This window comes from Streptomyces sp. NPDC039462, assembly GCF_055639375.1.
In genome coordinates, this window is sequence record NZ_JBVKAO010000002.1 from 447,316 (window position 1) to 468,963 (window position 21,648).

The window sequence follows — 21,648 nt, forward strand, 5'->3', positions numbered from 1 at the left end:
TGGCCGCGGCTGAGTCACGTTACGCCGCGCGCTGGGGTCAGCGCGTCGCCACCGCACGCAGTCGGACGTCGGCGCGCCGCTCGGCGGAGGCGTCGGCCTCCGACTTCGCGCGCTCCAGCGCCCGCTCCGCACGCTTGACGTCGATCTCGTCGGAAAGCTCCGCGATCTCGGCGAGCAGCGACAGCTTGTCGTCCGCGAAGGAGATGAATCCTCCGTGGACGGCGGCCACGACCGTGCCGCCGTCGCTCGTACGAATGGTCACCGGGCCCGACTCCAGCACACCGAGCAGCGGCTGGTGACCGGGCATGACGCCGATGTCGCCGGACGTGGTGCGCGCGACGACCAGGGTGGCCTCACCGGACCAGACACTGCGGTCCGCTGCGACCAGCTCGACATGCAGCTCAGCAGCCAAGAGTGGCTCCTCGGGTCACCACCCGGCGGTTCAGCCGGGTGTTGGGTCAAATTCTAGTGGGCGTACGGGGAGGGGCGGGACACTGCCCCTGTGCGGGGTGCCCCCGCCCCTCTCCGTTTGAGCTACTGAGCTCAGGAGACGCCGAGCTCCTTGGCGTTCTTCTTCAGGTCCTCGAGACCACCGCACATGAAGAAGGCCTGCTCGGGGAAGTGGTCGTACTCGCCGTCGCAGATCGCGTTGAACGCCGCGATCGACTCCTCGAGGGACACGTCCGAGCCGTCCACGCCGGTGAACTGCTTGGCGGCGTGGGTGTTCTGCGACAGGAAGCGCTCCACGCGACGGGCACGGGCGACGACGAGCTTGTCTTCCTCGCTGAGCTCGTCGATACCGAGGATCGCGATGATGTCCTGGAGGTCCTTGTACTTCTGCAGGATTCCCTTGACGCGCATGGCGCAGTCGTAGTGGTCCTGCGCGATGTAGCGCGGGTCCAGGATGCGGGACGTGGAGTCCAGCGGGTCCACGGCCGGGTAGATGCCCTTCTCGGAGATCGGACGGGAGAGAACCGTCGTCGCGTCGAGGTGGGCGAACGTGGTGGCCGGGGCCGGGTCGGTCAGGTCGTCCGCGGGGACGTAGATCGCCTGCATCGAGGTGATCGAGTGACCACGGGTCGACGTGATGCGCTCCTGGAGGAGACCCATCTCGTCGGCCAGGTTCGGCTGGTAACCCACCGCGGACGGCATGCGGCCGAGCAGGGTCGAGACCTCGGAACCGGCCTGGGTGAAGCGGAAGATGTTGTCGATGAAGAACAGCACGTCCTGCTTCTGCACATCGCGGAAGTACTCCGCCATGGTCAGACCGGCCAGGGCGACGCGCAGACGCGTGCCCGGCGGCTCGTCCATCTGGCCGAAGACCAGCGCGGTCTTGTCCAGAACGCCGGCTTCCTCCATCTCGACCATGAGGTCGTTGCCCTCACGGGTGCGCTCGCCGACACCGGCGAAGACGGAGACACCGTCGTGCAGCTTGGCCACACGGACGATCATTTCCTGGATCAGCACGGTCTTGCCGACACCGGCACCACCGAACAGACCGATCTTTCCACCCTTGACGTACGGGGTGAGAAGGTCGACGACCTTCAGGCCGGTCTCGAACATCTCGGTCTTGGACTCGAGCTGGTCGAAGGCCGGGGCCTTGCGGTGGATCGTCCAGCGCTCGGCGTCGGCGACCGTGGACGGGTCGTCGTTCAGCACCTCACCGAGGGTGTTGAACACGCGGCCCTTGGTCACGTCGCCGACCGGCACCGAGATGCCCTTGCCGGTGTTGGTGACCGGGGCCTGGCGGACCAGGCCGTCGGTGGGCTGCATCGAGATCGCGCGGACCACGCCGTCACCCAGGTGCTGGGCGACCTCGAGGGTCAGCGTCTTCTTCGCGCCCTCGGTCGACGGGTCGTCGACCTGGACGTGCAGGGCGTTGTAGATCTCCGGCATCGCGTCGACGGGGAACTCCACGTCGACGACCGGGCCGATCACCCGGGCGACGCGGCCCGTGGCAACGGCCGTCTCAACAGTGGTCGTCATTACTTGTCACTCCCCGCGGTCGCGTCGGCCAGCGCTGCTGTGCCGCCGACGATCTCGCTGATTTCCTGGGTGATTTCGGCCTGGCGGGCCGCGTTGGCAAGCCGGGAGAGGCTGTTGATCAGATCCCCGGCGTTGTCGGTCGCCGACTTCATCGCGCGGCGCGTGGCGGCGTGCTTGGAGGCAGCCGACTGGAGCATCGCGTTGTAGATACGGCTCTCGACGTAGCGCGGCAGCAGGGCGTCGAGGACGTCCTCCGCCGACGGCTCGAAGTCGTACAGCGGAAGGATCTCGTCCTTGGTGGACTTCGACTCTTCCGCCACCTCTTCGAGGCTGAGCGGCAGCAGGCGGCCGTCGATGGCCGTCTGCGTCATCATCGAGATGAACTCGGTGTAGACGATGTGGAGTTCATCCACGCCGCCCTCCGCCGTCTCCTTCTCGATGGCCTCGATCAGCGGCACCGCGACCTTCTTGGCGTCCGCGTACGTGGGCTCGTCGGTGAAACCCGACCACGACTCCACGACCTTGCGCTCGCGGAAGTTGTAGTGGGACAGACCGCGGCGGCCGACGATGTACGTGTCGACCTCCTTGCCCTCGGCCTCCAGGCGCGCGGTCAGCTGCTCCGCGGCCTTGATGGCGTTCGAGTTGAAGGCGCCGGCCAGTCCGCGGTCGCTCGTGAGGAGCAGCACCGCGGAACGGGTCGCCGTCTCCGGCTCGGTCGTCAGCGGGTGCTTCGTGTTCGAGCCGGTGCCGACCGCCGTGACCGCGCGGGTGAGCTCGGTCGCGTACGGCGTGGACGCCGCCACCTTGCGCTGGGCCTTGACCACGCGCGAGGCGGCGATCATCTCCATCGCCTTGGTGATCTTCTTGGTCGCGGTGACGGATTTGATGCGACGCTTATAGACCCGGAGCTGGGCTCCCATGAGTCAGGTCCCTTCCGTCGTCACTTGCCGGCGGCGGCCGGAGCGTCCTCGCCGAGAAGCTTCCCGTCCGAGGTCTCGAACTGCTTCTTGAACGCCGCGATCGCGTCGCCGACGGCCTGCAGCGTGTCGTCCGACATCTTGCCGCCCTCCTTGATGGAGGTCATGAGGCCCTGCTCCTGCCGGTGCAGGTAGGCGAGGAGCTCACGCTCGAAGCGACGGATGTCGTTGACCGGCACGTCGTCCATGCGACCGGTGGTACCGGCCCACACGGAGACGACCTGGTCCTCGGTCGCCATCGGCTCGTACTGCGGCTGCTTGAGCAGCTCGACCATGCGCTGGCCGCGCTCCAGCTGCGCCTTCGACGCGGCGTCCAGGTCGGAACCGAAGGCGGCGAACGCCTCCAGCTCACGGAACTGGGCGAGGTCCACGCGGAGGCGGCCCGAGACCTGCTTCATCGCCTTGTGCTGCGCGGAACCACCGACTCGGGAGACGGAGATACCGACGTTCAGCGCGGGGCGCTGACCGGCGTTGAAGAGGTCCGACTCCAGGAAGCACTGGCCGTCGGTGATGGAGATGACGTTGGTCGGGATGAACGCCGACACGTCGTTCGCCTTGGTCTCGACGATCGGCAGACCGGTCATCGAGCCCTTGCCCAGCTCGTCCGAGAGCTTCGCGCAGCGCTCGAGCAGACGCGAGTGCAGGTAGAAGACGTCACCCGGGTAGGCCTCGCGCCCCGGCGGGCGGCGGAGCAGCAGGGACACGGCGCGGTAGGCGTCGGCCTGCTTCGAGAGGTCGTCGAAGATGATGAGGACGTGCTTGCCCTCGTACATCCACTGCTGGCCGATGGCCGAACCGGTGTAGGGCGCCAGGTACTTGAAGCCCGCCGGGTCGGACGCCGGGGCGGCGACGATGGTCGTGTACTCCAGCGCGCCGGCCTCTTCGAGGGCACCGCGCACGGAGGCGATGGTGGAGCCCTTCTGACCGATGGCGACGTAGATGCAGCGCACCTGCTTGTTCACGTCGCCCGTGCGCCAGTTGTCGCGCTGGTTGATGATCGTGTCGACGGCCAGGGCGGTCTTGCCGGTCTGGCGGTCACCGATGATCAGCTGACGCTGGCCACGGCCGATCGGGGTCATCGCGTCGACGGCCTTGTAGCCGGTCTCCATCGGCTCGTGCACCGACTTGCGCTGCATGACCGTGGGGGCCTGCAGCTCGAGGGCACGACGTCCGCTGGTCTCGATCTCGCCGAGGCCGTCGATCGGGTTGCCGAGCGGGTCGACGACGCGGCCGAGGTAGCCCTCGCCGACGGCGACCGACAGCACCTCGCCGGTACGGCTGACCGACTGGCCCTCTTCGATACCGCTGAACTCGCCGAGGACGATCGAACCGATCTCGCGCTCTTCAAGGTTCAGCGCGAGACCGAGGGTCCCGTCCTCGAACTTCAGCAGCTCGTTGGCCATGGCCGAGGGCAGGCCCTCGACCTTCGCGATGCCGTCGCCGGCAAGGGTGACCGTACCGACCTCCTCGCGCGAGGCCGCGTCCGGCTTGTACGCCTGGACAAAGTTCTCCAGCGCGTCCCGGATCTCCTCCGGCCGGATCGTGAGCTCCGCCATCTGGGTTCCCTGCTCTCCTTGTTGGGCCCGAAGTTTTCTTGGGGGGTCTGGGGTCAGCCCCCAGGAATCCTCTGCACGGCCCAACTAGGGCCGTAGGTCGTGCTTCTTTGTCTTAACTACCGGCCACGCGGCGGCCGGCTTCCTCGATACGGTCCGCGATGGAGCCGTTGATGACCTCGTCGCCCACCTGGACCCTGATCCCGCCGAGGACCGTGGGGTCCACGTCGAGGTTGAGGTGCATCTGGCGTCCGTACACCTTCGCCAGGACGGCGCCGAGGCGCTCCTTCTGCCGGTCCGAGAGCGGAACGGCGGAAGTGACGACGGCGACCATGCGGTTGCGGCGGTCCGCGGCCAGCTTGGCGAGGGACTCCAGTCCCTCTTCCAGGCTACGTCCACGCGGCGCGGTGACGAGGCGCTCGACGAGACGCTCCGTGACGTCCTCGGCGCGACCCCCGAGCAGGCTGCGCAGCAGCTCGCTCTTGGCCGTGCCCGTCGCGGCGCGGTCGGTCAGCGCGGCCCGCAGCTCGGTGCTGGAAGAGACGATCCGGCCGAACCGGAAGAGCTCGTCCTCGACGTTGTCCAGGGCGCCGGCCTGCTGCGCGCCGGTCAGGTCGGCGAGGATGGCGAGCTCTTCGAGAGCGTCCACCAGGTCTCGCGACTGCGACCAGCGCGAGCGGACCATGCCGGCCACCAGGTCGGCGGTCTCGCCGCCCACCTGGCCGGACAGCAGGCGCCCCGCAAGCTCGGCCTTGGCCTCACCGGACTGCGACGGGTCGGTCAGGACCCGGCGCAGCGAGACCTCGCGGGCGAACAGCGCCGTGACGGCGGCAAGCTCATCCGCGAGCTGCTTGGCGTCGACCGAGGTGCTGTCCGTCAGCGCGTCGAGACGCTCGCGCGCGGCGGCCAGGGCCTCGCGGCTCGCTCCGTGCGCTGTCATCGAGCTGCCTCGGCCTTCTCCTCGAGCTCGTCGAGGAAGCGGTCGATCGTGCGGCTCTGGCGGGCGGAGTCCTCCAGGGACTCGCCGACGAGCTTGCCGGCCAGGGCGGTGGCCAGCTGGCCGACGTCCTGACGCAGCGACTGCGCGGCGGCCTTGCGGTCGGCCTCGATCTGGGCGTGACCGGCGGCGACGATCTCCTCGCGCTGACGCTGGCCTTCGGCCCGCATCTCGGCGATGAGCGTGGCGCCCTGCTCCTGCGCCTCCTGGCGCAGACGCGCGGCCTCGTGCCGGGCCTCGGCGAGCTGAGCCTTGTACTGCTCAAGAACGCTCTGGGCCTCGGTCTGAGCGGCCTCGGCCTTCTCGATACCGCCTTCGATCGCCTCCCGGCGCTCTTCCAGAACCTTGTTGATGTTCGGGAGGAGCTTCTTCCAGAAGAAGAAGAAGACGATGGCGAAGGCGATGGCGCCGACGAGCAGCTCAGGACCGGGCGGCATGAGAGGGTTCTGCTCCTCGCCATGCTCGGCCGCCAGCTGTACCAGGTTGGCGATCACATCATTGCCTTTCGTCGAACGGGACTAATCGTCTCGGGCGATCAGGAGCCGTAGACGAACGGCATGACGATGCCGATGAGGGCGAGCGCCTCACAGAAGGCGAAGCCGAGGATCTGGTTGGCACGGATCAGACCGGCAGCTTCGGGCTGACGAGCCAGGGCCTCGGTGCCCTTACCGAAGACGATGCCAACACCGATGCCGGGGCCGATGGCCGCGAGGCCGTAGCCGATGGAGCCGAGGGCCTTGATGTCACCCTGGAGGGCGGCGAGCTCGAGAGTCGCGGACATGCCGTTACTTCCTTCTCTTTCATGGACCGGTGGGGGTTGGCCACCGGGCGCTTAGGGGTTTCGGGGAGGGGCTCAGTGGTGCTTGGCCAGAGCGCCCTGGATGTACGAGCAGGCGAGGAGCACGAAGACGTACGCCTGGACGGCCTGCACGAAAAGCTCGAAGAGGATCATGCCCATCGTCATCACGAAGGAGACGCCGGCCGCCGGGATCATCCAGCTGTTCAGCAGGTACCAGGAGGCGACGGTGAACATCACCAGCATCAGGTGACCGGCGAACATGTTGGCGAACAGTCGCACCGCGTGCGTGAAGGGACGCACGAGCAGGTTCGAGAAGAACTCGATGAACGACACGAGCCACTTGATCGGGCCGAGCGAGTTGTCGTAACCGGTGATGTTCTTCCAGCCGCCCACGAAGCCGTGCTTCTTGAAAGTGAGGGGCACCCACACCAGGTAGACCACGGCCGCCAGCACCGCCGGGTAGGCGATGATCGACGAGACCGGGAACTGGGTCAGCGGGATCACGGACCAGATGTTCATGATCCAGATGAAGAAGAACAGCGAGACCATGAGCGGGACGTACTTCTCGCCGTCCTTCTTGCCCATCGTCTCGTAGACGATGCCGCGGCGTACGAAGTCGTATCCCGCCTCGCCCATCATCTGCAGCTTGCCCGGGACCAGCTTGGCCTTGCCGAACGCCACGTAGAAGAAGGTGACGACGACGAGCGTGGTCAGCAGGGCGAGCAGCATGACCTTGTTGAACTCGAACCCGCCGACGGTGAAGATCGGCTTGAAGAGGAACGAGTGCAGACCCGGAGCCGGGAAGCCACAGCCGTTGTCGGACATGATCCGACAGCTCCAGTCAAAGGCGAGCTCATTTTGGTCAGCACTCACCGCGGGCTCCTTCGGCGTGACGCATAGGTACGGCAACCTCGTTGTCGTGTCGGCGCGGCACGCGGCCGCGGTTCGGCACCGGACTGGTGTTTCGGAAGTGTGAGCGGCGTTCAGGCATCGAGCCTCGCGATCGTGCAGGCGTCAGCTCAGATGCCCGCGCCAGCAGTGCCGCAGTTGGCACCGGACGATAGCAGCATCTCGAACGGGCATTTATCCCGCCCCTACCCTTCACTGCGAGGACCCCGACTTCTCCTGCTTCTCGCTCTTATCCGAGTCGGGCTCGACATAAAGGATCTTGGCCTTCATGTGCGCGCGGGCCTGTGCGGCCATCCACACGATGGTCGCCGCCACAAGCGCGGCCGCGAAGGCCCTCGGATTGAAGAGATCCGTGTCCTTGAACAGGCCCATGAAGACGAGCAGCAACAGGAGTTGGGCGACATAAAGCATCATGCCCATCGCCTGGAACAGCTGCGGAAGCGATTTTGCCGTCCGCTGCAGGACGAAGAGACCGAGCCCCATGAAGGCGATGACGACCAGGGTGCCGACGACAGCCCCGATGGCCCCCTTTCCGCCGGCCACCACGGCACTGACAGCGGCGACGATCGCGCCGACGGCAGCTGTGGGCACAGCGGACTGGAGGAGATTTCGGGTGTCTTGAGACGGCATGGCGGCAGCTCCGCTTACTGATGGGGGCAGGGTGTCGTCATGGACGAGCGTAGACCCGGGTCGAGAGGGGCCCTCGGGCCAATGGACCGTCGCACTACGGTCCTTCGGCTCTATCCCGGGATCTCGTGAACCGTATCACAAACTATTTGATGAGGTCTTTACCTGCTGGGTGTGCCCACTGTCACACATGAGAAGTAATCCGCGCGCATGTGCACGCAGCGGGCCGACTTGTCTGGTAATGGGGCGTTTTAGGATCGGGCGTCAACGGGACGTCTCGGCTTCCCGTCGCTCCTCGAAGCGCGAGCGGGCGCCGATCGCGGTCGCTCCGTTGACGCCCACGGGGACCGGAGCCTCCTCCTCCGCCGGCATCGCGTCGTGGGCGGCCGGTTCGGCGGCGGCAGCGGCACGGCGCCGGTAGCGCGGCGGCACGAAGGCCTCCGCCCACCGCGGCGTGCGCGGGGTGAAGCGCGGCAGGAGGAGCAGCACGAGACCGAGGCCGCTGAGGGCGACGATCATCAGCAGGATCCACATGCTCGTCGAGTGCACGGAGTACGCGACGGTGCCGAAGGCGATGAGCGCCGACCAGAAGTACATGATCAGCACCGCGCGGCTGTGCGAGTGGCCGATCTCCAGGAGCCGGTGGTGCAGGTGGCCGCGGTCCGCGGCGAACGGCGACTTGCCGTTCCAGGTGCGCCGGACGATCGCGAGGACCAGGTCCGCGAAGGGGATCGCGATGATCGTGAGCGGCATCAGGAGCGGGATGAAGACCGGCAGCATCGCGTGAGTGGCGTCGCGGCCGCCGCCGAAGTTCAGCTTCATCGCGGCGGGGTCGACCTGCCCGGTGACGGAGATGGCGCCCGCGGCGAGGACGAGGCCGATGAGCATCGAGCCCGAGTCGCCCATGAAGATCCTGGCCGGGTGCATGTTGTGCGGCAGGAAGCCGAGGCACATGCCCATGAGGATGGCGGCGAAGAGCGTGGCGGGGGCCGCGGCCTCGATGCCGTAGCCGTACCAGATGCGGTAGGCGTACATGAAGGACGCCGCCGAGGCGATGCACACCATGCCCGCCGCGAGGCCGTCGAGGCCGTCGACGAAGTTGACGGCGTTGATCGTGATGACGACGAGCGCGACCGTCAGGAGGGTGCCCTGGCCGGAGGTGAGCGAGACCGTGCCGACGCCGGGGACCGGGATCCACAGGATCGTCAGACCCTGCATGACCATGACGCCGGCGGCGATCATCTGGCCGCCGAGCTTGATCAGCGCGTCGATCTCGAACTTGTCGTCCAGGACGCCGATGAGCCAGATCAGCGCCGCCCCGGAGAGCAGCGCGCGCGGCTCGTTGGAGTTCTCGAAGACCGTGTTCAGGTTCGGCAGGTGGTCGGCGACCAGGAGGCCCGCGCACAGGCCGAAGAACATCGCGATCCCGCCGAGCCGGGGCGTCGGCTCCCGGTGCACGTCACGAGCGCGGATCTCCGGCATGGCACCGGCCACGATCGCGAACTTCCGCACCGGGCCGGTCAGCAGGTAGGTCACCGCAGCCGTGATGCAGAGCGTCAGCAGGTATTCACGCACGGGCTTCCCCACAGGTCTCGCTGGCCATCTCGGCTCACACCCTAGCTTCGTGAGCCTCACGGTCGTGCCCACTCACGTTCTCGTCACGAGTCTCCTCCGTCAGAAGATAACTGGCACCACCAGGCCCGACTCCGCCCGGCCCGTGAGTGCCCGGGCAGGGCGCGCGTGGCCTCTCCGCAGTACGCGATTCTCGGGGAAACGCCACGCCGGAGGCAACGGAAAACCGCCAACCTGCTCTCGATGGCGCTTCCCCTTGAAGCGGAGGGAGCTGCTGCACAAGCGCTTTACCTGCCCTTTCTTGATCACACCCTTCGGCTCCGATCAGCTCGTGATCAGCTTTGCAAGTTGCCTTCAGGACAGCGTACATATCGTACGCATCTCAACCACATGAACTGCTTGGAAGGGCCCAGGCCTCCGCGATAGAAATAACGCGCAAACGGGGAATCGGCGCGAATCCATAAATGCGTAGCCGATGCCTTTACCTCCTCTTCTGACCAAGGAGACAAATGCGTAAGGCAATGGGCATCGTTGCGGCAGCAGCGATGGTCGCAGGTTCTATAGGGCTCGCGGTCCCGGCAACGGCCGACGACTCTGCGAGTGCACCCCGCTCTGTCGTAGAAAAGGCAGACGTCTCCGCCGCCACGGGGGACATGGCTGAGGTCCAGCGGCTGAGGTGCGGCGGCACCATCAAGCGGCTCGATGACGGGCCCGGCCCGTGGGGGAACAAGCGCTGGAACATCTACTACAAGAACTGCGGAAACCGCACCGTGAAGCGCAAGGTCGATATCCAGTTCGCGGAAGACCTTTCCTGCAAGAAGGTGAAGCCAAGGAAGACCGTGAAGTGGTACTACGAGACGGGACACTTCGGCCCTGACAAGCCGCGCAAGGTAAAGGCCTGCTGAGGCTGCAACTAAAAGTCGAGCCCGGTCGGCGGTCACACGCCGCCCGGGCTCGACTTGTGATTGCACCTATTACTGGTAGGGCGGAAATCTTCCCACCAGTTCGCGTACCTCTTCTCGTACGTTCGACTCCTCGTGCACCGCCTCGGCCAGCAGGGCCGCGATGCGGGCCATCTCCGGGGCGGTCATGCCCTGGGTGGTGACGGCGGCTGTGCCGAGTCGGAGGCCGCGGGTGTCGCCGTGGGGCAGGGCGCAGGTGTCGAGGAAGATGCCGGCCGCCGCGAGCCTGGCGCGGGCGGTGCGTGCGTCGACGCCCAGGGGGGCGGGGTCGGCGAGCACCAGGTGTGTGTCCGTGCCGCCCGTGGCGATCGCGAACCCCGCCGCGGCCAGCGCCGCCGCGAGGGTCCGTGCGTGCTCGACCACCTGATGGGCGTACGTCGTGAAGGCCGGTGTCGCCGCCTCCCCGAACGCGATGGCCTTGGCGGCGATCGTGTGCATCTGGGCGCCGCCCTGAGTGAACGGGAAGACGGCCCTGTCGATTCGTTCGGCGAGGTCCGCCCCGCACAGCAGGAGGCCGCCTCGCGGGCCGCGCAGGACCTTGTGGGTGGTCGCGCAGACGACGTCCGCGTACGGCACCGGGCTGGGCGCCGCTCCCCCGGCGACCAGGCCCATGGGATGCGCGGCGTCGGCGATGAGGTAGGCGCCCACGTCGTCGGCGATCTCGCGGAAGGCCGCGTAGTCGATGTGCCGGGGGTAGGAGATCGAGCCGCACACGATGGCCTTGGGCCGGTGCGAGCGGGCGAGGGCGTGCACCTGGTCGTAGTCGAGCAGGCCGCTCTCGGGGTCCACTCCGTAGCCGACGAAGTCGAACCACCTGCCGGAGAAGTTCGTGGGCGAGCCGTGCGTGAGGTGTCCGCCGTACGGCAGCCCGAGGGCCAGGACCGTGTCGCCGGGCCGCAGCAGCGCGGCGTACGCGGCGAGGACGGCGGAGGACCCGGAGTGCGCCTGTACGTTGGCGTGCTCGGCGCCGAACAGGGCCTTGGCGCGGTCGACGGCGATCCGCTCGGCGACGTCGACCAGTTCGCAGCCGCCGTGGTGGCGGGCGCCGGGGTAGCCCTCGGCGTACTTGTTGGCGAGCGGCGAGCCGAGGGCGGTGAGGACGGCGGGCGACGTGAAGTTCTCGGCGGCGATCAGCTGGAGCGCGTCGGACTGCCGGGCGACCTCGCCGATGAGGACGTCGGCCAGCTCGGGGTCCTGCCTCCGCAGCCCCTCGAGATCCGTGTACGCGGCGGAAGCGGTGGGTGCGGTGCTGACCGTGCTGAGCGACATCGTGGGCTCCGGGGCCGTGCGGGGGGTGACCTCAGATCCAATGTAGGCCGCTACATGTGCGCGGGCACCCCGGTCAGCGCCGTCACCACCGGGTCGAGTGCCTGGTTGATCTCGTCGCCCACGGAACGGAAGAACGGCAGGGGCGCCCCGTACGGGTCGTACACCTCGTCGGCCTCCACGTTCGGCGCGAGGAGCCAGCCGCGCAGCGCCGCGGCGGCCCGGACCAGGGCCCGCGCCCGCTCGACCACGCCGTTGCCGTCGGGCTCGGGCAGGGTCGTCGGGTCTATGGCCCGCACGAGCCGGGTGAACTCCTTGAGCGTGAAGGTGCGCAGGCCCGCCGAGTGGCCCATGGAGATGACCTGCGCCCGGTGGTCGCGCGTGGCGGTCAGGACCAGGTCGGCGCGGATGACGTGATCGTCGAGGAGCTCGCGCCCCATGAAGCCGCTGGCGTCCGCGCCGAAGTCGGCGAGGACCGTCTCGGCGTTGGTCTCCATGGGGGCGCCCTCGTGGCCCCAGGTGCCCGCGCTCTCCACGATGAGACCGCCGGTGAGCGGGTCGCCGAGGCGGTCGGCCAGGGCATGCCTGGTCAGCCGCTCGGTGATGGGTGAGCGGCACACGTTGCCGGTGCTGACGTGGAGGATGCGGAAGGCGTCCGCAGAGCCCGGGAAGCCCGCTATGCCACGCCCCGTCTCAGGGGCTGTCAATTCGCCACCTCGAGGTCGGGTACCACCTTGCGCAGCTCGTCCGCGGTCAGCGCGCCCGCGCGCAGCAGCACCGGCACCTTGCCCGTGACGTCGACGATCGACGACGGGACGATGCCGGGGGTCGGGCCGCCGTCCAGGTACACGGAGACGGAGTCGCCGAGCATCTCCTGCGCGGCGTCGCAGTTCTCCGGGGCGGGGTGCCCCGTGAGGTTCGCCGAGGAGACGGCCATGGGGCCGACCTCGGTGAGCAGTTCGATGGCGACGGGGTGCAGCGGCATGCGGATGGCGACCGTGCCGCGGGTGTCGCCGAGGTCCCACTGGAGCGACGGCTGCTGCTTGGCGACCAGGGTCAGGGCGCCGGGCCAGAAGGCGTCGACGAGCTCCCAGGCCATCTCGGAGAAGTCGGTCACCAGGCCGTGCAGCGTGTTCGGCGAGCCGATCAGGACGGGCGTCGGCATGTTGCGGCCGCGGCCCTTGGCGTCCAGCAGGTCGGAGCACGCCTCCGGGGTGAAGGCGTCGGCGCCGATGCCGTAGACGGTGTCGGTGGGCAGCACGACCAGCTCGCCACGGCGGACGGCGGACGCGGCCTCGCGCAGACCGGTCGTACGGTCGGTCGCGTCGTTGGTGTCGTATCGCCGTGCCATTAGTCCGGACTCCTCACTGAAAAGCTGACACTGATGTTCTGGGTCGTCACGGCATCGCCCTGCGGGCGGTCGCGAAGCGCGGCCTGTTGTTGAGGTCGGGGTGGTCGGCCGCGTCGGCCCAGCCCCGCTCCTCGGTGAAGATCCACGGGACCTGGCCGCCCTGGGTGTCCGCGTGTTCGATGACGACGACTCCGCCGGGGCGCAGCAGCCGGTGGGCGGTGCGCTCGATGCCGCGGATCAGGTCGAGGCCGTCCTCGCCGGAGAAGAGGGCGAGTTCGGGGTCGTAGTCGCGGGCCTCCGGGGCGACGTACTCCCATTCGGTGAGCGGGATGTACGGCGGGTTGGAGATCACGAGGTCGACCTGTCCGTCGAGCTCCGGGAAGGCGTCCCTGGCGTCTCCCCGCCGCAGCTCGACCCTGGATCCCTCGACGTTCTTCCGCGTCCATTTGAGGGCGTCCTCGGACAGCTCCACGGCGTGCACGCGCGAGCGCGGGACCTCCTGCGCCATGGCGAGCGCGATGGCGCCGGAGCCGGTGCACAGGTCGACGATGAGCGGCTCGACGACGTCCATCGCGCGGACGGCGTCTATGGCCCAGCCGACGACGGACTCGGTCTCCGGGCGCGGCACGAAGACGCCGGGGCCGACCTGCAGCTCCAGGTAGCGGAAGAAGGCCCGCCCCGTGATGTGCTGCAGCGGCTCGCGGGCCTCGCGCCGCGCGACGGTCTCCCAGTAGCGGGCGTCGAAGTCGGCGTCCTTGACGGAGTGCAGCTCGCCCCGCTTCACGCCGTGCACGAAGGCGGCCAGCTCTTCCGCGTCGTTGCGCGGCGAGGGCACGCCTGCGTCGGCCAGCCGCTGGGTGGCCTGGGCCACTTCCGCGAGCAGCAGGTTCACGCTGGTCCTCCGGGGCGGGTCGGGACGGGTCGTACGGGGGTGCCTCAAGCGGCGGCGAGCTTGGCCGCGGAGTCCGCGTCGACGCAGGCCTGGATGACCGCGTCGAGGTCGCCGTCGAGCACCTGGTCCAAGTTGTACGCCTTGAAGCCGACGCGGTGGTCCGAGATCCGGTTTTCCGGGTAGTTGTACGTCCGGATCTTCTCGGAGCGGTCGACGGTGCGGACCTGGCTGCGGCGGGCGTCCGCCGCCTTGCTCTCCGCCTCCTCCTGGGCCGCGGCGAGGAGCCGGGAGCGCAGAATGCGCATCGCCTGCTCCTTGTTCTGCAGCTGGCTCTTCTCGTTCTGGCAGGAGGCGACGACGCCGGTGGGCAGGTGCGTGATGCGCACCGCGGAGTCGGTGGTGTTGACGGACTGGCCGCCGGGCCCGGAGGAGCGGTAGACGTCGATCCGCAGGTCGTTCGCGTGGATCTCGACGTCGATCTCCTCGGCCTCGGGCGTCACGAGCACGCCGGCCGCGGAGGTGTGGATGCGGCCCTGGGACTCGGTGGAGGGCACGCGCTGCACGCGGTGCACGCCGCCCTCGTACTTCAGCCGCGCCCAGACGCCCTGGCCCGGCTCGGTGGCGCCCTGGCCGCCCTTGGTCTTCACGGCGACCTGGACGTCCTTGTAGCCGCCGAGCTCGGACTCGGTGGAGTCGATGATCTCGGTCTTCCAGCCGACGCGCTCGGCGTACCGCAGGTACATGCGCAGGAGGTCGCCGGCGAACAGGGCCGACTCGTCGCCGCCCGCGCCCGCCTTGATCTCCAGGATGACGTCCTTGTCGTCGGACGGGTCCCGGGGCACGAGCAGCAGCCGCAGCTTCTCGGTGATGGCCTCGCGCTGCCGCTCCAGGTCCTTGAGCTCGGCGGCGAAGTCCGGGTCGGCGGCGGCGTACTCGCGCGCGGTCTCGATGTCGTCCCCGGTCTGCTTCCAGGAGCGGTACGTCGCCACGATCGGGGTCAGCTCGGCGTAGCGCTTGTTGAGCTTGCGCGCGTTGGCCTGGTCGGCGTGGACCGACGGGTCGGCGAGCTTCTTCTCGAGATCGGCGTGCTCGCCGATCAGTTCCTCGACCGCCTCGAACATCGGGGGCTCCTGGTTTTCTACGCGGTGGTTCTACGCGAATCGGCTGCGGGACGGCAAAAGCGCCGGTCCCGGCCACCCCCTCCCGAGGGCGGCCGATGACCGGCGCAGTGGCTCGCTACTTGTTGGCGCCTGCAGCCTTGCCGAAGCGGGCCTCGAAGCGGGCCACGCGGCCACCGGTGTCGAGGATCTTCTGCTTGCCCGTGTAGAACGGGTGGCACTCGGAGCAGACCTCGGCACGGACGGTGCCGCTGGAGATCGTGCTGCGGGTGGTGAACGACGCACCGCAGGTGCAGCTGACCTGGGTCTCGACGTACTCGGGGTGGATGTCGCGCTTCAAGGTGTCTCCTAGTTTCGGGAGGGCGCCGGGTCGTACGCGCGGATTGCTCGTACGTGAACCGGGGCCGACGTACCAGTCTGCCAGGACCGGCCGTATCTCCCAAAACCGGGGTGGGCGCCGTTCTATTCCTGGCGGGCTCCCGGCGGGTGCCGGGCGGGTGCCGGGCGGGTGCCCGGCCGGGTCAGTGACCGGCCACCACGTCGCCCACGTCGCCCTTGTCGCCGGCCGACTTCTCGGTGGCGGACTTGGGTATCGCCTTGTCGGCCCTGAGGGCGTCCCAGACCTGCTGGTCGGCCTCCTCCAGGGGGAGGACGCGGTTGGGGTCTGCGGGGTCGTACTGGATGGGCAGCGTGACCATCTTCATGTCGCCCGCGCCGATGCCCTTGAGGCCGTTCGCGAAGCTCGCGAGGCTCTTGACGTCGTTCAGGTCGGAGTCGGTGGTGATGGCGCTGGTCGCGTCGTTCGCCAGGTCGAACAGCTTCTTGGGGTTGCTGAAGACCCCGACGTCCTTGACCTGGTCGAGGAGGGCCTTGATGAAGGCCTGCTGGAGCTGGATGCGGCCGAGGTCGCTGCCGTCGCCGACGCCGTGCCGGGTGCGGACCAGGCCGAGGGCCTGCTCGCCGTCGAGCGTGTGGGTGCCGGCGTCCAGGTTCAGGTGACTGTCCTTGTCCCTGATGTCCTTCTTGGTGGTGATGTCGACGCCGCCGAGGGTGTCGATGAGCTTCTTGAAGCCCGTGAAATCGACTTCCACGTAGTGGTCCATCCGGATGCCGGACATTTTCTCGACGGTCTTGACGGCGCAGGCGGGGCCGCCCACCTCGTACGCCGTGTTGAACATCTGCCGCTCGGCGCCCGGCGCGTCCTTGCCGTCATCGGTCTTGCAGTCCGGCCTGGATATGAGGGTGTCGCGGGGTATGGAGACGACGCTGGCCTTCTTGTGGCCCTTGTAGACGTGCACGATCATCGCGGTGTCCGAGCGGGCCGCGCCCTCGTCCTTGCCGTACTTGGCGTTGTCGCCGGAGCGCGAGTCGGAGCCGAGGACGAGGATGTCCTGGGAGCCGTTGTCGATGTCCATGGGGCGGTCGGTGCCGAGCGCGGCGTTGATGTCGACGCCCTTGATGTTGCCGTTGAGCTTGAAGTAGACGTAGCCGAGGCCGGTGCCTCCGAGGACGGCCGCCCCCGCGGCGGTCCAGGCCGTGACGACGAGCACCTTCTTGCGCTTGCTGCGCGGCTTGCGGCGGCGACCGCGCTTGCCGCGCCTCGGCGCGTCGGCGGCCCTGCTCTCGTCGGTCATGCGCTCCTCAGTCCTCGTCGGTCGGTTACCCCCTGCTTTCAGGGCCAGGCGTGGCTTTCCGTCACTTGTCAGACGGCAAAACCGAAAGAAGGGTTGCACGACGCCCTGTGTGCGCCACGGGATCCGACCACTACGGAGAGTGGCCCCAGCGCCCCCATTTCAGCCCCTCACCTGCGCTTTCAACCGCTTCCGTGCTACCCGCAGTGACCGTGAGAATCTCTTAGACGTGTGGCCAAGGTCTCGCTCCGGTCACGCCGGGCAACAGCAGAGCCGCCCCGTCACAGGAGTGACGGGGCGGCTCTGGGACCGCTGAGGACGACTAGTCGTTGCCGTTGCCCGGCGTCGGCGTCGTCTTCTGGATCTGCAGCAGGAACTCGGCGTTCGACTTCGTCTGCTTCATCTTGTCGAGAAGCAGCTCGATCGCCTGCTGCTGGTCGAGCGCGTGCAGCACGCGGCGCAGCTTCCAGGTGATGGCGAGCTCGTCGCTGCCGAGCAGGATCTCTTCCTTACGGGTGCTGGACGAGTCCACGTCCACCGCCGGGAAGATCCGCTTGTCGGAGAGCTTGCGGTCCAGCTTGAGCTCGAGGTTGCCGGTGCCCTTGAACTCCTCGAAGATCACCTCGTCCATGCGCGAGCCGGTGTCGACCAGCGCGGTGGCCATGATGGTCAGCGAGCCGCCGTCCTCGATGTTGCGCGCGGCACCGAAGAAGCGCTTCGGCGGGTACAGGGCCGTCGAGTCGACACCACCGGACAGGATGCGGCCGGAGGCCGGCGCCGCGAGGTTGTACGCACGGCCCAGACGGGTGATCGAGTCGAGCAGCACGACGACGTCGTGGCCCAGCTCGACCAGGCGCTTGGCGCGCTCGATGGCGAGCTCGGCGACCGTGGTGTGGTCCTCGGCCGGGCGGTCGAAGGTCGAGGAGATGACCTCGCCCTTCACCGACCGCTGCATGTCGGTGACCTCTTCCGGACGCTCGTCGACCAGGACGACCATCAGGTGGCACTCGGGGTTGTTGTGCGTGATCGCGTTGGCGATGGCCTGCATGATCATGGTCTTGCCGGTCTTCGGCGGGGCCACGATCAGACCGCGCTGGCCCTTGCCGATGGGCGCGACGAGGTCGATGATGCGGGTCGTCAGCACGCCCGGGTCGGTCTCCAGGCGGAGCCGGTCCTGCGGGTAAAGGGGCGTCAGCTTGTTGAACTCCGGTCGCCCGCGCCCGGATTCGGGCGCCATGCCGTTGACGGAGTCGAGGCGCACGAGCGCGTTGAACTTCTCGCGGCGCTCGCCGTCCTTGGGCTGGCGGACCGCGCCCGTGACGTGGTCGCCCTTGCGCAGGCCGTTCTTGCGGACCTGGGCCAGCGAGACGTACACGTCGTTGGGACCGGGGAGGTAGCCCGACGTACGGATGAACGCGTAGTTGTCGAGGATGTCCAGGATGCCCGCGACGGGGATCAGGACGTCGTCCTCGGAGACCTGCGGCTCGTTGCCGAAGCCCTGCTCGTCGCGGCCGCGGCGGCCACGGCGGTCGCGGTAGCGGCCGCGGCGGCCACGACGGCCACCCTCGAAGTCATCGTCGTCCTGAGGACCGTTGTCACGCTGGCGGTCCTGACGGTCCTGACGGCCGCCGCCCTGCTGCTGACGGTCCTGGCGGTCCTGCCGGTCCTGGCGGTCCGGACGGCCGCCACCCTGCTGGTCGTCGCCCTTGTTGCCGCGGCGGTCGCGGTCGCGGCCGCGGCCCTGCCGGTCACGGCGGTCGCGGCGGCCCTCGGCGCCGTCGCCGGAGTTGTCGCCGCCCTTGTCGCCCTTGGCCTCGGACGCGTCGCCCTTGGCCTCGGTCTTCGCCTCGGCGGTGACGGTCTCCGGGCTGCCCGCCTCGGCGGTGGCGCGACGCCGACGGCGCTCGGTCGGCTGGTCGTCTCCCCCGCGCTCGGCCTCGCTCGTGCGGCCGGGGCCGCCGGCGGGCTGGCCGGGGATGTCGATCTGCTGCTGGGTCGCGGCCTTCTCGGCCTTGGCGCCCTTGGCGTCGTCGGCCTTGGCCGCCTTGGCGGCGGGCTCGGCGGCGTCCTCGCCCGTACGGGCCTTCGAGGTGGCCCGGCGCTTGGGCTTGGTCTCGGTGGTCTCACCGGAAGCCGCGGCGCTCTTCGCCGGGGCTCCGCCCCCTGCCTGCGCCTCCTTGATGACCTCGATCAGCTGGCTCTTGCGCATGCGCCCGGTGCCCTTGATTCCAAGGCCCGATGCGACCTGCTGCAGTTCCGCCAGCACCATGCCCTCAAGGCCGGTGCCGCGGCGCCGCCGGGACCCGGCCGAAGCACCGGTGGCAGGCGCCGCGGAGGCGTCCGTGGCGGGCGTGTCGGCAGTCACGCCCATCAGATCGGTGGTGTCGCTCACGAAGGGTCCTTCCCTGGAGCGGACGTCGGCCTGTCTGGCTCGGCGACCGGTTGTGCTGTCCGACGATCGGTCCTTGCATTCTGTGGACCGTGCCGGGGCGGTGGTCCGCCAACGCGGCGGAAGAATTCATTGGTGATGGCGATTCCCGGTGCGGTGCCACTGATGTGCGGTGGTCACCCGGCTCGGTCACGCCGGTTCCGGAGCGTGCTCAGGACCGCTCAGTGCAAGGCACGAAGCAGTTTGGGAGGCTCCCGGAAGAATGGTTGTCCCGGACGGGGACACAAAGCACCTCGCCATGGTGAGGTCGGGTGCAGACTTGAGATTAACACTACCGGATCCAACAAACATTCCCCCTCTCAGGATCGGGACACCCCGAAATCCCTTTGTTCACTGCGTCAGGGCGCGAGCGGCAGCACGCTCGTACCCGTGGCGTCGAGCGCCAGGCGATTGGCCGCCCAGCCCTCCCCCGCCAGTCGTGCGACCTTGTCGGCCGCACTGTCTTCGACCAGCGCGAGGACCGTGGGGCCCGCGCCGGAGATCATCGCGGGCACGCCGTCGGCGCGCAGCCGCTCCACCAGGGCGGCGCTCTCCGGCATGGCCGGGGCGCGGTACTCCTGGTGCAGCCGGTCCTCCGTGGCGGGCAGCAGCAGCTCGGGGCGCCTGGTCAGGGCCTCGACGAGCAGGGCCGCCCGGCCCGCGTTGGCGGCCGCGTCGACGTGCGGGACGGTGCGCGGGAGCAGGCCGCGCGCCATCTCGGTGAGGACGGGCTTGCCGGGGACGAAAACCACCGGAACGATGGAATCGGCGGGTTCCATCCTGATCGCCCGCCCGGCTCCCCCGTCCATCCAGGAGAGCGTGAAGCCGCCGAGCAGACAGGCGGCGACGTTGTCGGGGTGGCCCTCGATCTCGGTGGCCAGGTCGAGCAGCGCGGCGTCGTCGAGCCTGGCCTCGCCGCCTATCGTCACGGCGCGCGCGGCGACGATGCCCGCGCAGATGGCGGCGGACGACGAGCCGAGGCCGCGGCCGTGCGGGATGCGGTTGGCGCAGACGATCTCAAGACCGCGCGGCTGTCCGCCGAGCAGGTCGAAGGCGGTGCGCAGGGACCGGACGAGCAGGTGCGACTCGTCGCGCGGCAGGGTCTCGCTGCCCTCCCCCGCGATGTCGATGTTCAGGCCGGAGTCGGCCACCCGGACGACGACGTCGTCGTACAGCCCCAGGGCCAGGCCGAGGGCGTCGAAGCCCGGGCCGAGGTTGGCGCTGGTGGCGGGGGTGCGCACCCGGACGGCGGCGGCGCGGAACGCGGGACCGGCCATCGCTCGATGACTCTCCTTGAGCTGCGTGTTTTCGAGGCTGCGTATTTTTCGGTACGTGCCACATGTACGGAACACCCGAAGGCCGCGAACAACGGCGGCACCGCGGCATATGCGGCGGGGCGGGTTCGGTACAGCCTATCGAAGGAAGGTTCTGTGGCGACATAGGGCGCACAGGAGGCGCACGATGCGTGTCGTAAGCCCCCTGTGCCACCCCCCGTACGGAGTCGCGGGTTTTGCCTGCGGTTACGCGAGGCCGAGGCGCTCGGCCGCGGCGGCCGCGTCGACCGGGACGGTGACCGGCTGCGGGGCGCCCGCGACGGCCCAGTCCGGGTCCTTGAGGCCGTTGCCGGTGACGGTGCAGACGATGCGCTGTCCCTTGTCGACCTTGCCCTGCTCGGCGGCCTTCAGCAGACCGGCGACCGAGGCGGCCGACGCGGGCTCCACGAAGACACCCTCCTGGGACGCCAACAGCTTGTAGGCGCGCAGGATCTCACGGTCCGTCACCTCGTCGATGAAGCCGTCCGACTCGTCGCGCGCGTCGAGCGCGTACTGCCACGACGCGGGGTTGCCGATGCGAATCGCGGTGGCGATCGTCGACGGGTCCTTGACCACCTCGCCGCGCACGATGGGCGCGGAACCGGAGGCCTGGAAGCCCCACATCCGGGGCGTACGGGTCGACACCGCGTCGGCCGCGTACTCCTTGTAGCCCTTCCAGTAGGCGGTGATGTTGCCGGCGTTGCCGACGGGAAGGACGTGGATGTCGGGGGCGTCGCCGAGGGCGTCGACGATCTCGAACGAGGCGGTCTTCTGGCCCTCGATGCGGAACGGGTTCACCGAATTGACCAGCGCCACCGGGTAGTTGTCCGACAGGCCCCGAGCGAGGTTCAAGCAGTCGTCGAAGTTGCCGTCGACCTGGAGGATCTTCGAGCCGTAGACGAGGGCCTGGCCCATCTTGCCGAGCGCGATCTTGCCCTGCGGCACGAGGACCGCGCAGACCATGCCCGCGCGTACGGCATAGGCGGCGGCGGACGCCGACGTGTTGCCGGTGGAGGCGCAGATGACGGCCTTCGCGCCCTCCTCCTTGGCCTTGGTGATCGCCATGGTCATGCCGCGGTCCTTGAAGGACCCGGTGGGGTTGGCACCCTCGACCTTGAGGTGGACCTCGCATCCCGTGCGCTCGGAGAGCACCTGGGCGGCCACGAGCGGCGTGCCGCCCTCGCCGAGCGTCACGACCGGCGTGGTGCCGGAGACCGGAAGACGGTCCCGGTACTCCTCGATGATTCCGCGCCACTGGTGGGTCATT

Annotated in this window: 21 protein-coding genes; 1 reads left to right on the plus strand and 20 read right to left on the minus strand. The window is 68.8% G+C overall.

Going from position 1 to position 21,648, the window contains the following annotated elements:
- Positions 1-37: 37 nt before the first annotated feature.
- From ACZ7LU_RS12715 to ACZ7LU_RS12760, 10 genes are all read right to left on the minus strand, one after another.
- Positions 38-412, minus strand: coding sequence for a F0F1 ATP synthase subunit epsilon (locus tag ACZ7LU_RS12715; RefSeq protein ID WP_150172272.1), 375 nt, complete (start codon positions 410-412; stop codon positions 38-40).
- A gap of 131 nt (positions 413-543) precedes the next feature.
- Positions 544-1,986 carry a F0F1 ATP synthase subunit beta gene (atpD, locus tag ACZ7LU_RS12720; RefSeq protein WP_362990266.1) on the minus strand — a complete coding sequence of 481 codons (1,443 nt, stop codon included), beginning with the start codon at positions 1,984-1,986 and terminating at the stop codon, positions 544-546.
- Positions 1,986-2,906: a F0F1 ATP synthase subunit gamma gene (locus ACZ7LU_RS12725; protein ID WP_398301236.1), complete on the minus strand. Its 921-nt coding sequence runs from the start codon at positions 2,904-2,906 to the stop codon at positions 1,986-1,988. The genes atpD and ACZ7LU_RS12725 overlap by 1 nt, the downstream gene beginning before the upstream one ends.
- 20 nt (positions 2,907-2,926) lie before the next feature.
- Complete coding sequence (gene atpA, locus ACZ7LU_RS12730; protein WP_398301234.1) at positions 2,927-4,519, minus strand: F0F1 ATP synthase subunit alpha; 1,593 nt, start codon at positions 4,517-4,519, stop codon at positions 2,927-2,929.
- 112 nt (positions 4,520-4,631) lie between these two features.
- Positions 4,632-5,456: a F0F1 ATP synthase subunit delta gene (locus ACZ7LU_RS12735; protein ID WP_398301232.1), complete on the minus strand. Its 825-nt coding sequence runs from the start codon at positions 5,454-5,456 to the stop codon at positions 4,632-4,634.
- Positions 5,453-6,007 (minus strand): F0F1 ATP synthase subunit B, encoded by a 555-nt coding sequence (locus tag ACZ7LU_RS12740; RefSeq protein ID WP_468089703.1) that lies wholly within the window; start codon positions 6,005-6,007, stop codon positions 5,453-5,455. The genes ACZ7LU_RS12735 and ACZ7LU_RS12740 overlap by 4 nt, the downstream gene beginning before the upstream one ends.
- Before the next feature lie 41 nt (positions 6,008-6,048).
- Positions 6,049-6,294: an ATP synthase F0 subunit C gene (gene atpE, locus ACZ7LU_RS12745; protein WP_016643250.1), complete on the minus strand. Its 246-nt coding sequence runs from the start codon at positions 6,292-6,294 to the stop codon at positions 6,049-6,051.
- A gap of 72 nt (positions 6,295-6,366) precedes the next feature.
- Positions 6,367-7,137: a F0F1 ATP synthase subunit A gene (gene atpB / locus ACZ7LU_RS12750; RefSeq protein WP_468089884.1), complete on the minus strand. Its 771-nt coding sequence runs from the start codon at positions 7,135-7,137 to the stop codon at positions 6,367-6,369.
- A gap of 276 nt (positions 7,138-7,413) precedes the next feature.
- Complete coding sequence (locus tag ACZ7LU_RS12755) at positions 7,414-7,851, minus strand: hypothetical protein (protein ID WP_468089705.1); 438 nt, start codon at positions 7,849-7,851, stop codon at positions 7,414-7,416.
- Between the two features lie 261 nt (positions 7,852-8,112).
- The gene (locus ACZ7LU_RS12760) at positions 8,113-9,423 is read right to left on the minus strand and encodes an MraY family glycosyltransferase (RefSeq protein WP_468313748.1); all 1,311 of its coding nucleotides are present in this window, start codon (positions 9,421-9,423) and stop codon (positions 8,113-8,115) included.
- Positions 9,424-9,929: 506 nt separating this feature from the next.
- On the opposite strand from ACZ7LU_RS12760, the gene ACZ7LU_RS12765 reads away from it, so the two are divergent.
- Entirely contained in the window at positions 9,930-10,325 is a 396-nt protein-coding gene (locus tag ACZ7LU_RS12765; RefSeq protein ID WP_468089707.1) for a hypothetical protein, read from the plus strand.
- A gap of 69 nt (positions 10,326-10,394) precedes the next feature.
- Here the strand turns inward: ACZ7LU_RS12765 and ACZ7LU_RS12770 are convergent, their stop codons facing one another.
- The 10 genes from ACZ7LU_RS12770 to thrC form a co-directional block, all read right to left on the minus strand.
- On the minus strand, positions 10,395-11,651 hold the full coding sequence (locus ACZ7LU_RS12770; RefSeq protein ID WP_471916698.1) for a serine hydroxymethyltransferase: 1,257 nt from the start codon (positions 11,649-11,651) through the stop codon (positions 10,395-10,397).
- 50 nt (positions 11,652-11,701) lie between these two features.
- The gene (locus ACZ7LU_RS12775) at positions 11,702-12,355 is read right to left on the minus strand and encodes an arsenate reductase/protein-tyrosine-phosphatase family protein (RefSeq protein ID WP_362990248.1); all 654 of its coding nucleotides are present in this window, start codon (positions 12,353-12,355) and stop codon (positions 11,702-11,704) included.
- Positions 12,352-12,999 (minus strand): L-threonylcarbamoyladenylate synthase, encoded by a 648-nt coding sequence (locus ACZ7LU_RS12780; protein WP_362990246.1) that lies wholly within the window; start codon positions 12,997-12,999, stop codon positions 12,352-12,354. Before ACZ7LU_RS12780 ends, ACZ7LU_RS12775 begins: the two co-directional genes overlap by 4 nt.
- 46 nt (positions 13,000-13,045) lie before the next feature.
- Entirely contained in the window at positions 13,046-13,891 is an 846-nt protein-coding gene (gene prmC, locus ACZ7LU_RS12785) for a peptide chain release factor N(5)-glutamine methyltransferase (protein WP_398301220.1), read from the minus strand.
- A 44-nt stretch (positions 13,892-13,935) separates the two neighbouring features.
- Entirely contained in the window at positions 13,936-15,012 is a 1,077-nt protein-coding gene (prfA, locus tag ACZ7LU_RS12790; RefSeq protein ID WP_398301218.1) for a peptide chain release factor 1, read from the minus strand.
- A gap of 115 nt (positions 15,013-15,127) precedes the next feature.
- Positions 15,128-15,349 (minus strand): 50S ribosomal protein L31, encoded by a 222-nt coding sequence (gene rpmE / locus ACZ7LU_RS12795; RefSeq protein ID WP_098244794.1) that lies wholly within the window; start codon positions 15,347-15,349, stop codon positions 15,128-15,130.
- 181 nt (positions 15,350-15,530) lie between these two features.
- The gene (locus ACZ7LU_RS12800) at positions 15,531-16,643 is read right to left on the minus strand and encodes an LCP family protein (protein ID WP_398301215.1); all 1,113 of its coding nucleotides are present in this window, start codon (positions 16,641-16,643) and stop codon (positions 15,531-15,533) included.
- Between the two features lie 319 nt (positions 16,644-16,962).
- Positions 16,963-19,032, minus strand: a complete 2,070-nt coding sequence (rho, locus tag ACZ7LU_RS12805; protein WP_471916699.1) for a transcription termination factor Rho — start codon at positions 19,030-19,032, stop codon at positions 16,963-16,965.
- Between the two features lie 395 nt (positions 19,033-19,427).
- Positions 19,428-20,345 (minus strand): homoserine kinase, encoded by a 918-nt coding sequence (gene thrB / locus ACZ7LU_RS12810; protein WP_398301210.1) that lies wholly within the window; start codon positions 20,343-20,345, stop codon positions 19,428-19,430.
- Between the two features lie 243 nt (positions 20,346-20,588).
- Positions 20,589-21,647 carry a threonine synthase gene (thrC, locus tag ACZ7LU_RS12815; RefSeq protein ID WP_398301208.1) on the minus strand — a complete coding sequence of 353 codons (1,059 nt, stop codon included), beginning with the start codon at positions 21,645-21,647 and terminating at the stop codon, positions 20,589-20,591.
- Position 21,648 lies beyond the last annotated feature (1 nt).